Below are 13,432 nucleotides of genomic sequence, written 5' to 3'. Positions count from 1 at the left end.
CCAATCCCCCAACCGGAGCAAGGCGGGTCGGTGGGATGGACGGGGGCCTGCCACTCAGCCCAGCCGAGGCGCCAGCCCCAGCCGAGCATTGACCTGCGCCAGCAGCGCGATGTCATCGGTGTTGTGTTCGGTCAGCAGGGTCGCGAGATCGAGCGATATCTGTTCGCTGTCCGACTTGGTCGTATTGGCCCGCGCCATGGGAGGATCAAAGTCGGGAAAGGCGGGGGCCAACCGCGTCATCAGGGCCTCGCGGAAGGCGTCGAAATATTCGACCCGCCCGACCACTCCGTGGCCAAGCAGCGTGTTGAGCCCAGCCGTCGCGCGGAACAGTTCGCGCCCCGGCCCGGGGCGCAGCGTGGCCAGCCGGGCAACCTGAAAGTTGCGACATTGCCGGTCGTTGGGCCGAGCCAGACGCGCGCGCACATACCCGTCAAGGTCATGTTCCTTGGCCAGTTCCGCGCCCCATGTGTCGGCCTCCTGTTTGCGTTCGAACCGGTAGGCCGAGGCGATGCGTGCCAGCGGGTTGCGCAGCAGGATCACCGGGATGATCTCGACGCCCTCGACCTCTGGCAACGGCCCCACCATGGTGTGGCTGGAAAAGGCCAGCGCGTCAGGCGTGTCCGCGATCCATTCGGCAACCAGATCGGAATTGTTCTCGCCCGCCATGGAGAATTCCGCCGTGACCCACGCATCGCCCAGATGCGCCTTGAGCATCTGATCAAGCGAGGTGCCTGCGTTCTTGAACAGATGGTAGTGCAATACAACCGAGCGGTTCATTGTCGTTGTCTTTCCGTGCATCTATCGCCCCGCCCATCCCAAGGCAGGACCGTCGTCGGTATTACCCGCAATGGGCAAAAATTTCCACGGCCTCGAACGCGGTGCGCATCTGTTCGCGCCCCCGGTCGAACGAGAATTGCGTGGCGATCAGCTTGCGGCCCGCCTCAGACATCTCGGCCCACGCCGCATCGTCATCATAAAGCGTGGTGATCCCCTGCAACCATTCGGTGCCGGTTGTGGCGATCATGCAGTCCTGACCGTGGCGTAGCCCGATCCCTTCGGCGGCCATGGGGCTGAGCACGCAAGGGATGCCATGGGCGAGGGCCGCCAGCACCTTGCCCTTGATGCCTGCGCCCGACAGCAGCGGTGCAACGAACACCCGGTGCTTGCCATAGGCGTCGGCCACATCCTCGACAAAACCCACCGGATCGATCACGGGCGAGGCCAGCTTCTTGATCCGCTCGCCCATGCGCGATCCGTAGATGGTCAGCTGGATATCAGGGCGCTGCGCCTCGATGCGGTTCATCACGTTCTGGGCAAACCACTCGACCCCCTCGACATTGGGGTGATGGCGAAAGCCGCCCAGAAACGACAGGCCCGTGCGTCCCTTGAGCGGGGCCACATCCTCCGACAGGGCCTGCACCCACGGGCAGGGCATGACCTTGATCGCGCCTTCGGACTGGGCCTCGATGATGGCGTGTTCCTTGTCGTTGTAGGACAGCACCAGATCGACGCTGGCCATGGCGGCGAACTCTTCTTTCTGGACTTCGCGGGCGGCGACCTTCTGTGTTTCCTCGCCCTCGGCCACGGCCTTGCGCAGCAGGCGCAGGTAATGCAGGTCGGCATTGTTCATCAGGATGCGCGCTTCGGGGTTGATGGCGCGGATGCGGGGCACGTTGGCATTGGCCACGTGATAGCGTGTCACGTAGAACGCATCGAACTCGCGCCCGCGCGCTTTGAGGAAATCGTCGATGTTCTGGTAGAACGGCGCATAGATCACCTCGACCCCCATCGCGCCCAGCTCTTCGGTGTAGCTGCCGAAATAGGCGAGGTTCTCGGGCAGGAAGGTGACCTTGTAGCCCAGCGACTGCACCAGCTTGATCTCCTGCAGGGCCGCGTAGGAGCCTGCGTCCATGTCCGGTGTCGGCGTGGTATAGTCGATGAACAGCACCCGGCCCACGATGCCCCGATCCTTTTCCATATCCGCCAGCTCGGGGCGCGCGGTCTTGGTGAAGCCCGCGAAATCCTTGGCCCAGCGGCGCTTGAACTTGGGCCGGTTGACCTCCTGAAACCGCTTGAAGCCCGACGCAGTGTCAGTGCCGGAGGTCAGCCCCTCGTAGTGGTAGACGATCGAGGAGGGCACGAACCACGTGGTGTAGCCCGCCTCGCGCACCTTGAAGGAAAAATCGGTGTCCTCGAAATACATCGGCTCCAGATAGGCCGACAGGCCCCCCAGTTCGTCCCAGATACCGCGCGTGGTCATCATCGCGGCACCGCTGAGGTAATCGGCCTGCCGCGCATAACAGAACCGCGGATCCCACGGGTTCTGCCGGTTGCCGTAATTCCACGGGTCGCCCGACCCCCAGATGATGCCGCCCGCATCCTGCAACTGGCCGTCAGGGTACAGCAGCTTGGAGCCCACAAGGCCCACATTGTCGAACCGCTCGAATGCCTCGATCAGCGCATCAAGCCAGCCCACGGTGGGTTCGGTGTCATTGTTCAACAGCACCACATAGCGCCCCTCGGAGGCCGCCACGCCCGCGTTGCAGGCGCGGATGAACCGCTGCGCTTCGGCGTTGCGCACCACCGTGATGCCCGACACCAGCTTTTCGATCTCGGCGGTTTCGTCGGTGGAGGCATCGTCGACCAGAATCACCTCGAAACTGGCCTTGTTGGGGGCCAGCAGCAGCGCGGCCAGACAGGCATAGGTCACCTTGACCTTGTTGTGGGCCGGGATGACGATCGAGGCGTCGGGGTTTTCGACCTCCGGGAAATGCAGCGGCTTGAGCGACAGCCGGTCAAAGCCCGCCTCCAGCGCCTCGATGGCCTGTGGCAGCTGGGCCAGCAGGTCGGGCGCGCCGCCGCGGGTGATCTGTTCGCGCAGGGCGCGGAACCGGTAGGGCGACTGGTGGAACAGTTCGGCCGGGTAGGGGCCGCGGCCCTCGGCCTGCAGCACCGAGATCGGCGTGACCTGCCAGCGCGGCAGAATCCAGTTGGCCCAGTACACATGGGTGCCCGACGGGTCGCGGATTTCCATCCACGAATGGCGCCCCGTCAGTTGCGGCTGGGGCAGGTGCAGATAGGTCGCCCCTTCGTTGATGCTGGTGGCAAAGGCGGGCGCGCCGTTGACATAGACCATCGCCGGAAAGGCGCTGCTGGACTGGAACTGGAACGCGTGTCCCCAATCCTCGTTACAGGACAGGTGCGCGCCGGCCGGGTCGAACAGCACCGCCCGCGCAGTCCCGCTTTCGACGGTCAGCGGTGACGGGCTGCGCTGCATTTCGGGCGACAGGTCCGCCTTGTACCAGCAGGTCGGGTCCCCTTCGCCCAGCACAAAGGACACCGGCACCATCTGCTGGCCTGGAATCTGTGTTTTGATCGTGGGTGTGGCTACGAAATAGACCGGCGGTTCATCCGTGCTGGACAGCGCCGCGTCATGGGAAATCGACAGCACCACCGAACAGTCCTCGCGGATCTGGCCCAGCGGGAAATGCGCCACCTGATAGCCATTGGGGTTGTTGCCCCCCGCAAAGCCCGAGTTGAAGGGCTGTTCGAGATGCCGCGTGACCCCCTTGGCGGTGGTCACGGTGGCGACCAGACGGCCCCTTGCCCGGTGGCAGGCCAGATGCACGCTCAGGTCCACATGACCCTTGCCCGGCACCAGCGAGACCGGATCGCTGACCGGGATGGAGGCGCCCGTGATCCCATCCTTCGGGATCACCCGCAGCGTCTGCCAGCCCTCGACCTGCCATTCGCCCAGCTCGCCCAGTTGAAACGCGATCCCTTCGGGGCCTTCGGCCAGCACCGGCACCTGCACCGGCACGACCTCGCCGGGAGGCGGGCCCTCCAGCAGCTCAAAGCCCACAGTGGACTGGTCCACCCGCAGGATCAGGTCGGGCGCGGGTTTGACCGTCGCAACATAGACCGCACCGTCATAGAGACTGGCACTGGTCAGGGAGGGCTGGGCGGACTTGCGAAGCATCTTGGGAAACTTTCCGAAACTCGAGGACAAGGAGGGGGCCGGGGCGGCTTGCGGGTTCTGGGCCGGGTTGGGCGCGGTCACGGCATGTAGGGCGTCGTGCAGGGCGAGGATTTCAACGCGCTGCTCAGAGGGCAACTGCGCCAGGAGATTTTTCATGTGCTGTGTGGCGGTCGCCCCACTGTAGCCGCGCGAAGGCGGGTGGTGGACCCGGTGACGCATGTCGCGCACCGTGCGCCGCCCCAGCCGCTTGGCGATGTTGAGCGCGATCCAGTCAATGCCCCAGCCCAGATTGGCCTGCGTATAGTCGAACTGCGCCAACTGCTTGCACAGTTCGGGATGCAGGGCCCAGACCACGCCGTCAGTCTGCTGCACCGGCACCAGCCCGTCCGAAATCTGCGGCCCGGCCTGCACCCGTTCGGTGGGCCACGGGGTCCAGTCCAGATCCGGCCCCCACACGCCCATCCGGTCGTGCTGTTCAAAGGCGGCCGCGCAATGGTCCAGCAATTCGCTCCAGCGGTCGTGCACCACATCGGCCTGAATCTGCAGCATGATTTCGCCCGGTTCGAGACAGTCGAGCGAGCGGGCGAATTTGCGCCCGAAATACCACGACTGGGGCACCTGGATCCAGGTGCCGGGGCCGTCCTCGGCCACGCCGTCGGCATTGGAATAGATCACGCTCAGCCGGGGGCAGTGCGGGGCAAGGGCCTCGGCCAGCGCGCGGGTGTTGGTGGCCTGGCCTTCCCAGCCAATAAGCACGACATGCAGATGCGACATGGGGGACGGGCCTCACCCTCGAAAAACGGTCACCAGAACCAGAACACCAGCCCCCGCGGACCGGGGTCTTACACACAGGTCCCGCCGCAGTTGTGCAGCGGGATGTCTCCCTGCTCTAATCGAAGGGGCGCGGCAAGACAATGTGCCCGGTCCCGCGCGCGGCGCGCAAGCGCCCCAGATCAACCTTGTGACGGGCCGGGACACGGGCTAGGCACGGGGCCGTGCCTGCTGCCTGAACGGAGCTTGTTTGTATCGTGTCCAACCTCGTGTATCCCCTGTTGCTCTGTGGTGGGTCGGGGACCCGTCTGTGGCCCCTGTCGCGCAAATCCTACCCCAAGCAATTTGTCGACCTGATCGGCGATCAGAGCCTGTTTCAGGCCACGGCGCAGCGTTTGTGCGGAGACGGGTTTGCACAACCCGTGGTCGTCACCGGCAGCGATTTCCGCTTTGTGGTGCTGGAGCAGATGGCGGCGATCGAACAGATGCCTGCCGCCGTGCTGATTGAGCCTGCCGCGCGCAACACGGCGCCCGCGATTCTGGCCGGGGCGCTGCACCTTGCCCGGCAGGACCCCGAGGCGCTGGTCCTCGTGGCCCCGTCCGATCACGTCATCCCCGATGCGCGCGCGTTCCGCGATACCGTGGCCGCCGCCGCACCTGCTGCGCGCGCCGGGCGCATCGTGACCTTTGGCATCACGCCCGACCGGGCCGAGACAGGCTATGGCTGGCTGGCGCTGGAACAGGCCCCGGACCCCGCAGGCCCACAGGCCCTTCGGGGCTTTGTCGAAAAACCGCAGCGCGCCGCGGCGCAGGCCATGCTGGAAGATGGCCAGCACCTGTGGAACGCAGGCATTTTTCTGTTTTCCGCCGCCACGCTCATCGCCGCCTTTGAGGCCCATGATACCGCGATGCTGGAGGGCGTGCGCGCCGCGCTCGACGGGGCCGAGGCCGATCTGGCCTTTACCCGGCTCGCCCCTGCCCCCTGGGACGCGCTGGAGGACATCTCGATTGATTACGCGGTCATGGAAAGGGCGGACAATCTGTCGGTCATGCCCTTTGGCGGGCACTGGTCCGATCTGGGTGGCTGGGACGCGGTCTGGCGCGAGGCGGGCCCCGACGCGGATGGTGTCGTGACCGCAGGGCCCGCCACCGCACTGGGATGCCGCGACACCCTGCTGCGCGCCGAGGACACACGGCAGGAACTGGTCGGCATCGGGCTGCGGGACGTGATCGCCGTGGCCATGCCCGACGCCGTGCTTGTGGCCCACAAGGACCGCGCGCAAGAGGTCAAGACAGCGGTCGAGGCGCTCAGGGCCAAGGGCGCGGATCAGGCCACGACCCTGCCGCGCGACTACCGCCCGTGGGGTTGGTTCGAAAGCCTCGGGGTTGGCACCCGGTTTCAGGTCAAGCGCATCGTGGTGAACCCCGGCGCATCGCTCAGCCTGCAAAGCCACCGTTACCGCGCCGAACACTGGATCGTGGTCGAGGGCACGGCCCGCGTCACCATTGATGACACGGTCAGACTGGTGGAGGAAAACCAGTCCGTCTACGTGCCGCTGGGGGCGGTGCACCGAATGGAAAACCCCGGCGCACAGCCCATGGTGATGATCGAGGTGCAGACAGGTACATATCTGGGCGAAGATGACATCGTGCGTTACGAAGACATCTATGCCCGCGGGCAGGGTGCCAAGGGGTAGTGCGCCGGGGCAGACCCGGATTGAAAAAGCCCCTGCGCTCGGCTATGGCCGCAAAGGCCTGGTGGGGCCGGGGACAAGAAGGACACTCACATGCAGCGGCTCTCGGAAAGCAAGGTGAGCACGTGGGGTATGTCGGCAAACGAGACCCGCACGGCCAAGTACGAGTTTCTGTTAAAGGAGGCGCAGCGGCGCTTTCCCCCGGCCAAGTATCGCAACACCTCTGTTGCGCGGTTCATGGATTTTCTGTGCGCCGATGACGGCTACAAATATTCTCAGCACCTGCTGCGCTACATCACCACCTTCGGCGCCATCGCCCGGGTCAATCCCGAGATGCGCGGCCTGACCATTCTGGAGACCGGCGGGTCCTGCCCGATCCTCGATTTCCTGAATGGCGACAATGAATGCTACGCCACCGAAAGCGATCTGCGCCTCGAGATCGACGCGCCGGATGATTTCGCCGATGTGCTGTTCTCCTTCGAGGTGATCGAACACATCAAGGACCGTCCGGAAAAATCGTTCGACGATGTGGTGCTGTTCCGCGAAACCGGCATCCGCAGCTTTGTGAGCGAAATCCACCGGGTGCTGAAACCCGGCGGGCTCGCCTTTATCACCACGCCCAATGCGGCCTCGCTGAAGGTGCTGGAAAATCTGCTGTCACACGCCCCGCCGATGGTCTTCCGTCCGCATGTGCGTGAATACACCCGCCCCGAGCTTGAGGCGTTCTTTGCCGCCTTCGAACAGGTCGCCTATGAAAGCATGTTCAACTTCTTTTCCGTCGCGGGTGACCCGGCCAGACGGGTAAAGATCTTTGAGACATTGGAGGCCAGCACCGCGGATCGCGGCGATGACCACTTCTTTTGTTTTCGCAAACCGGGTCTGGCAGAAACGGAAACCGAAACCGAAACGGAGGCCTAGGCCGCCGCCGCGTCGGTGTCCTCCAGCCGGATATCGACCCAGCGACCTTCGGGGATGTCCACCGGATCGCCCCCGGCCCAGACGCCGTTGGCATCGTCCCAGATCACCGTTTCGGTCCAGACCGTCAACACCCCGGTGCCTGCGTCATGGGTGGTGGTGACAAAGACCAGCCGATTGCCATTGTGATCCTGCGGCACCTCGATCTGCCAGCCGGTGGTGGCCAGCGGGCCCACATCCGACAATGTGTAATGGCCCGTGCCCACCCGGGTGAATTGCGCGCCTACCGCGGTCACCGGTTCCTCGATCCCGTCATCTGACAGACGCACGATGGGCGAGGCCTGTTTGACGAACCCGTTGGCATCAACAGTGGTGTTGCCGCTGTCCCAGGCCTTGCGCCAGCTCTGCCAGCCGCCCGATGCCGCGCGGTAGCGGCGCTGGTACATGGCACCGTCCACCACGTTCCAGAACATCTGCACCCCGTCGCTGGGCCCGTAGCGGCTGACAAAAAGGTGGCCGAATTGCTGGCCCGTGGGAAAGGTGCCCGACGTGGTGCCACTGGTGCGGAACAGCCCCGTGGCCGTGGTCGTGGCATCGATGTCATCCAGAAGCGGCGGGGTAAGGGAGCCCAGCCCGTGCGCCCCGTTGACCAAGAGCCGGTCCGGGGTGGTGTCGGTGAGCCCCGACATCACCGCTGTGCCGGTGATCTGGCCGGTCACGCTCAGCCCTTCGGGGGCCTCCAGCTTGCCGGTGCCCGCATCCACACGCAGACCCGTGGCCCAGCTGGCGCCGTCGGCGGTCACCTTGATCTCGAAATCATCCGTGCCCGCAGTGCCCATCTCGGCCCGGCCCGAAAACCCGGTCTGGAACAGCAGGCTCGCTGTGTCGCCCGCGCCTGCCTTGTTGACCTTGAGCTGATGGCCCGCACCTGCATGGGTCAGCAGGCTGGCCTCTGCCGACACGGCCAGTGCGTTGACCGCGTCAAAATCCGTGCCGATGCCCACACCCTCAAGCTGGTTCAGCGCGCCTGCGGCGGGCAGGTCCCAGGCTGTGCCGGTCCAGATGCGCAAGGTGAAATCCGCACGGGACACCGCGCGCCAGCCATACTGCGGCGCAATAAAGCGCCAGCCGCCATTGTCCCAGGCCGCCAGTTGATCGGCCTGTCCGGCCCATGCGCCTGTGGGGGCGGCACCAAGCGCCCAGATATCGCCCTCGGTCACGATGCCCGGTGGGGTCTGCGCATCAAACCCCTCGACCACCATCTGCACCAGCAGATCCAGCTGTGCGATAGCCTCGTTATGGGTGACGTGTTTTTGCGCCTGTGAGGGTTGGATATAGGGCAAAGACAGCCGGGCAGAGACATCTTGCATCGCCAAATTCTCCTTGGGTGGGACAGGGCCGAATGGCCCGGGTCGCGGCTGCGGAAAGATGTTAAAAACGGGTTACCAAAGGGCAAAGAGGGCGTGCGGTGCTGTTGCGCCGGAGGCGCACATGGGGCCGCGCCGGAGGCGCACATGAGGCTGGGCCGGAGGCGCACGTGGGGCCACGCCGGAGGCGCACATGGGGCTGGGCCGGAGGCGCACGCGGGGCTGGGCCGGAGGCTCCGGCCACCTTGGGACCGTCTCCTAAAATCTTTCAAAAATCTGCCGGGAAAGCGCGAATTCTGCCTTGATTTCGCACAGCCTTTGCCGCGGCCGCCCGCCATCTGTGGCGTCACAAGAAATGGGGCGACGCAATGTACCTGCAACGGCAAGGTCATCTTTCAACAGGTCAGGATGCTTTGGACATCGACCTACGCGACATCACCATCGCCAATGTGGGCGGGGGCAATGTCCTCTATACGTCTACCGGATCCCAGGGCGGGCTGACCGCCTATGCGCTGGACGATGCGGGGGGCATGGCCTCGCTGCTCGACCAGCAGTATTTCAACGGCCAAAGCGCCGGTGCCGCCGCCGGTGTGGTCGAGGTGGTCAACGTGGGCGGCACTGACCAACTGGTCTTTGGCGGCACGCCTGATGACGACCTGATGAGCTTCGCGCTCGGCGGCAACGGCACCATCCAGACCCTGAACGAGATCGCCCCCCTGTCGGGGGCTGTCGGCCAGATCGGCAGCATGGCAATGGCCGATACATCGGGCGGTATTCGCTTTTATGTGGTCGACAGCGCCAGCGGCACCCTGTCGGTCCACAGCCTGCCCGGACACAGTGCAAACGGGGACGCAAACGGGCAGGACGGGGCTGGCCCCGATTTTCAGGCCACCGCGTTCTCCTTTGGCGCGGGTGCGCAGATCGAAACTGTCAAAATCGGCAACGCCACTTACCTGCTGGCCACCGATCAAGAGAACAACGCCGTCATCAGCTACCAGATTTCCGGCAGCACCGGTGCGCTGACCCAGGTCGGGGCCTCGGGGGCCGCGCAGGGCCTCGGCATCAGCGTGCCCACCGCGATGGAAACCGTGACCGCTTTTGGCGAGACATGGGTGGTGCTGGGCAGCGCCGGGTCCAGCTCGCTCAGCGTGATGCGGCTGGATGCCACCGGCGCGCTGACCCCCGTGGACCATATCCTCGACACGCTGCACACCCGGTTTGACGACGTCACCAGCCTTGCCGTGGCGCAGGACGGTGACCGGGTGTTCGTGGTGGCCGGGGGCAGCGATGACGGGCTCAGCGTCTTTACCATCGCGCCCGACGGACGGCTGATCCACCTGCAGACCATGGTGCATACGGCCGGGTCCGGCATGGAAAACGTGAACCAGCTCGCCGCGACCCTCAGCGGGGATAACATGCAGGTCTTTGCCAGCAGTGGCGTGACCGGCGGGCTGACCCAATTCAACATCGACCTCAGCGCCGTGACGGACACGCAGCAAGCCACCGCAAGCGTCCGCACGCTCACGGGCGGCGCAGGTCAGGACATGCTGGTCGGTTCGGACACCGGTATGGACACGCTCAATGGCGGGGCCGGGGACGACATCCTGATCGCCGGTGCGGCAGGAGCCCAGATGACCGGCGGCGCCGGGCTTGACCGGTTCGTGATCCATGCCGACGCCACCTTGACGGTGATCACCGATTTTACTGCCGGGGTGGACCAGATCGACATGTCTGATTTCCCGATGCTGCGCTCGGTGGGGCAGCTGACGATCATCCCCACCGCCACCGGTGCCCGCATCACGTTCCGCGACGCGGTGATCGAAGTGCAAAACGCAGCCGGCACCCCGCTGGATGCCGGCGATCTGTTTCCCGGCGGTTTTGTCGGGCCGGATCGGGTGCTGGTGCTGGACCCCAATGCAGGCGACGTGATCCTAGGAACAGGGGGCGGCGACGCTCTGCAGGGCACCGAGAACCAAGACACGATCCGCGGCTTTGACGGGAGCGACACGATCGAAGCGCTGTCCGGCGACGATCTGGTCGACGGTGGCGACAGCGACGACCTGATCTTTGGCGGCGCGGGCAATGACACGCTGGATGGCGAAGGCGGCAATGACGAGGTCTGGGGCGGGTCGGGCGACGATGTGGTGATCGGCGGCGCGGGCAATGACACGCTGGGCGGCGCGCGCGGCAACGACACGCTGCGGGCCGGTGACGGCAATGACGAGGCATGGGCCAGCGCCGACAATGACGAGGTCTGGGGCGGTGCGGGCGACGACACGCTGGGCGGCGGCACAGGAGACGATCTGGTCCAGGGCGAAACCGGCCATGATGTGCTCTGGGGCGGGCGCAACAACGACCTTGTCTATGGCGGTGACGGCAATGACGTTGTCGGCGGCGGGCCGGGTCAGGATCAGCTTTGGGGAGATCTGGGCAATGACACGTTCTGGGCCAATGCCGGCAACGACACGCTCTGGGGGGGTGCGGGCAACGATTTCATGGGCGCCGGGGCAGACAATGACCTGGTCTACGGCGAGGACGGCAATGACGAGCTGCACCTGGGTCGCGGCAACGACACCGGCTACGGCGGCAACGGCGCGGACACGCTGCTGGGCGTGAACGGCGACGACATGATCTGGGGTGGCACCGGCAATGACCTGCTCGAAGGCGGCACCGGGCAGGACCTGCTGTCGGGCGAGAGCGGCGACGACATGATTCTGGGTGGCGAGGACAACGACACGCTGAGCGGTGGCACAGGCCGCGACACGCTCTGGGGCGGCACTGGCAATGACGAGCTGTCCGGAGGGACCGGCGACGACACCCTTGTGGGCGAGGCCGGGGCCGACAGCTTTGTGTTCTATGCCAATCAGGGCGCGGACGTGATCCGCGACTTTGCCCCGGGAGAAGACATGATCGTCGTGGGCAGCGGTGCCAGCCGGTTCGAAAACCTCGCACTGTCACAGCAGGGCAGCGACGTGATCCTGCAATTGGGCAACGGCACGATCCGGCTCGAAGATGTGGAGATCGGCACGCTCGATGCGGGCGACTTCCTGTTCCTGTAGGATCGGGACTCTCGTTCAAATTTTACATAATACAGATTACCCAACTTATGTATATATCAGTCCGGCAGCATCCCACCGGCCCCGGCGTCACTGGCCCTGCGGTCTTCTTGTTGCACACCCCGCAGAATGCTAGAGCACGTTCCACAGACGAGTTACTTCCAAGAACTGGAGCCCAGGGGTGAGCGATCCTTTCGTCATCTGGACCATGCGCCGCACGGGTGGGACAACCTTCACCAGCTTGCTGACCACGCTTTCCGAGCATCCCGGCACCCAGCACGAGCCCTTCAACCCGGATCGCAAGTTCGGCCAGATCACCCGGGACTGGACCGACCACAAGGACCCCACCCGCCTGATGGACGGGTTGGACAAGGCGCTCGCGGATCGGCCCCTGATCAAACATTGTTACGAACTGGTTCCCGAGATGGTCAACATGGCCCTGATCAAGGCGGCCTCGGCGCGCGGCTACCGCCATATCGTGCTGGACCGCGGCGCCGAGGTGGACCGCATCATCTCGCTCGAACTGGCCAAGGTGACCGGGGCATGGGGTGCCCAAGAGGCCACCGGCATCTATACCGAGATCGCTCAGGGGCACCGCACGCTCGAACCGGTGGACATCGATCAGGCCTGCAACCACATGACCGCCTGTGCCGCCTTGCGGCGCTGGCTGGCCAGCCAGTTCGACGCAGCCCTGCACACGCCCCTGCTGGTCTATTTCGAAGAAATCTACGGCGATTTCGAAACCGGGCGCCGCACCATCGAAGAAGTACTGGCCTGTCTCGGGATCGTCCCCGACGATCACCCCCAATACGAGGCGCTGCTGATCGAGGCGCTGACCGAAAAGGCGCAGAACTCCCAGAGCATCGCAGGTGCAGTGCCCAACATGGACGCCCTGCGCACGCGGCTCGAACAGGTCTATGCCAGCGAGGGCTTTCGCTTTGAACAGGCCACCCGCAGCCATGTGCCCGCCCCTGCCGTCACGCCCGCGCCCACGCAGGACACCGCCCCGCAAAGCGGCCTGATCATCGACGTGGGCGCAGGGATGGGGGATGACGCCGCCTTTTATCTGGCCAAGGGATTCTCGGTCCTTGCCGTACCCCATGACGTCGAAGAGGCCGCCGCAATCAAGTTGCGCCTGTCGGACGAGATCACGGCGGGCCGGTTGCTGGTCACGCAGACTGACCTGTCGCCCACCGGCTCACCCCGCCCCCTCATCGACGAGGCGACCGCCAAATACGGCCTGCCCCATTACGTCAAGGTCGAGGCCCCGGGCGGCGAGCGCGATCTGGTGACCGGGATCACCGGCGATCATGGCCTGCCCGCGAACCTGTCCTTTCAGGTGAACGGAGACTGGGAACATATCCTGCTGCACATGGCAGAACTGGGGTATCAGAAATTCCAGATCGTCCGGCAGGGGGCCAAGCATCTGGATCCGCCACCGCATCCCGCCCGCGAAGGCCGGCATGTGCCGATGCGGTTCACGGCCGCCATGAGCGGCTGTTTCGGGCGCGAGCTGGCACCGGAAAACTGGATGGATCTCGACGCGTTTGTCCAGCATGTGGTCGTGGTCCAGACCCGCCGCGAAGAGGCGCGCGCCCTAGGCCAGAAACCCGGATGGCATGACATACACTGTCGTCTCCAGAGCTGAGC

Annotated in this window: 7 protein-coding genes; 4 read left to right on the top strand and 3 right to left on the bottom strand. The window is 65.1% G+C overall.

The genetic code is table 11. The features are described 5' to 3' along the window. Positions 1-54: 54 nt before the first annotated feature. Positions 55-777 carry a hypothetical protein gene (locus Q1A85_RS21700; RefSeq protein WP_299694811.1) on the bottom strand — a complete coding sequence of 241 codons (723 nt, stop codon included), beginning with the start codon at positions 775-777 and terminating at the stop codon, positions 55-57. 61 nt (positions 778-838) lie between these two features. Next, the gene (locus tag Q1A85_RS21695; RefSeq protein WP_299694810.1) at positions 839-4,753 is read right to left on the bottom strand and encodes a glycosyltransferase; all 3,915 of its coding nucleotides are present in this window, start codon (positions 4,751-4,753) and stop codon (positions 839-841) included. 254 nt (positions 4,754-5,007) lie between these two features. Between Q1A85_RS21695 and Q1A85_RS21690 the strand changes: the two genes are divergently transcribed. Both Q1A85_RS21690 and Q1A85_RS21685 read left to right on the top strand, forming a co-directional pair. Next, positions 5,008-6,447 (top strand): mannose-1-phosphate guanylyltransferase/mannose-6-phosphate isomerase, encoded by a 1,440-nt coding sequence (locus tag Q1A85_RS21690; RefSeq protein ID WP_299694799.1) that lies wholly within the window; start codon positions 5,008-5,010, stop codon positions 6,445-6,447. 90 nt (positions 6,448-6,537) lie between these two features. Beyond that, positions 6,538-7,362: a methyltransferase domain-containing protein gene (locus Q1A85_RS21685; protein ID WP_299694796.1), complete on the top strand. Its 825-nt coding sequence runs from the start codon at positions 6,538-6,540 to the stop codon at positions 7,360-7,362. On the opposite strand, the gene Q1A85_RS21680 is transcribed toward Q1A85_RS21685, so the two are convergent. Further along, positions 7,359-8,729: a DUF2793 domain-containing protein gene (locus tag Q1A85_RS21680; protein WP_299694793.1), complete on the bottom strand. Its 1,371-nt coding sequence runs from the start codon at positions 8,727-8,729 to the stop codon at positions 7,359-7,361. The two genes, Q1A85_RS21685 and Q1A85_RS21680, sit on opposite strands and share 4 nt — an antisense overlap. Before the next feature lie 410 nt (positions 8,730-9,139). On the opposite strand from Q1A85_RS21680, the gene Q1A85_RS21675 reads away from it, so the two are divergent. Both Q1A85_RS21675 and Q1A85_RS21670 read left to right on the top strand, forming a co-directional pair. Continuing rightward, positions 9,140-11,785, top strand: a complete 2,646-nt coding sequence (locus tag Q1A85_RS21675) for a calcium-binding protein (protein ID WP_299694790.1) — start codon at positions 9,140-9,142, stop codon at positions 11,783-11,785. 178 nt (positions 11,786-11,963) lie between these two features. Next, on the top strand, positions 11,964-13,430 hold the full coding sequence (locus tag Q1A85_RS21670) for a hypothetical protein (protein ID WP_299694787.1): 1,467 nt from the start codon (positions 11,964-11,966) through the stop codon (positions 13,428-13,430). The last annotated feature ends 2 nt before the right edge of the window (positions 13,431-13,432 follow it).

It is taken from the genome of uncultured Tateyamaria sp. (assembly GCF_947503385.1).
GTDB lineage: Bacteria > Pseudomonadota > Alphaproteobacteria > Rhodobacterales > Rhodobacteraceae > Tateyamaria.
This window is presented reverse-complemented; position numbering and strand designations above follow the sequence as displayed.

Bases quoted from the DNA above. Each gene is read 5' to 3' on its own strand.
- Q1A85_RS21695 (WP_299694810.1), bottom strand. From the start codon at position 4,753: ATGTCGCATCTGCATGTCGTGCTTATTGGCTGGGAAGGCCAGGCCACC.
- Q1A85_RS21685 (WP_299694796.1), top strand. From the start codon at position 6,538: ATGCAGCGGCTCTCGGAAAGCAAGGTGAGCACGTGGGGTATGTCGGCA.
- Q1A85_RS21680 (WP_299694793.1), bottom strand. From the start codon at position 8,729: ATGCAAGATGTCTCTGCCCGGCTGTCTTTGCCCTATATCCAACCCTCA.
- Q1A85_RS21700 (WP_299694811.1), bottom strand. From the start codon at position 777: ATGAACCGCTCGGTTGTATTGCACTACCATCTGTTCAAGAACGCAGGC.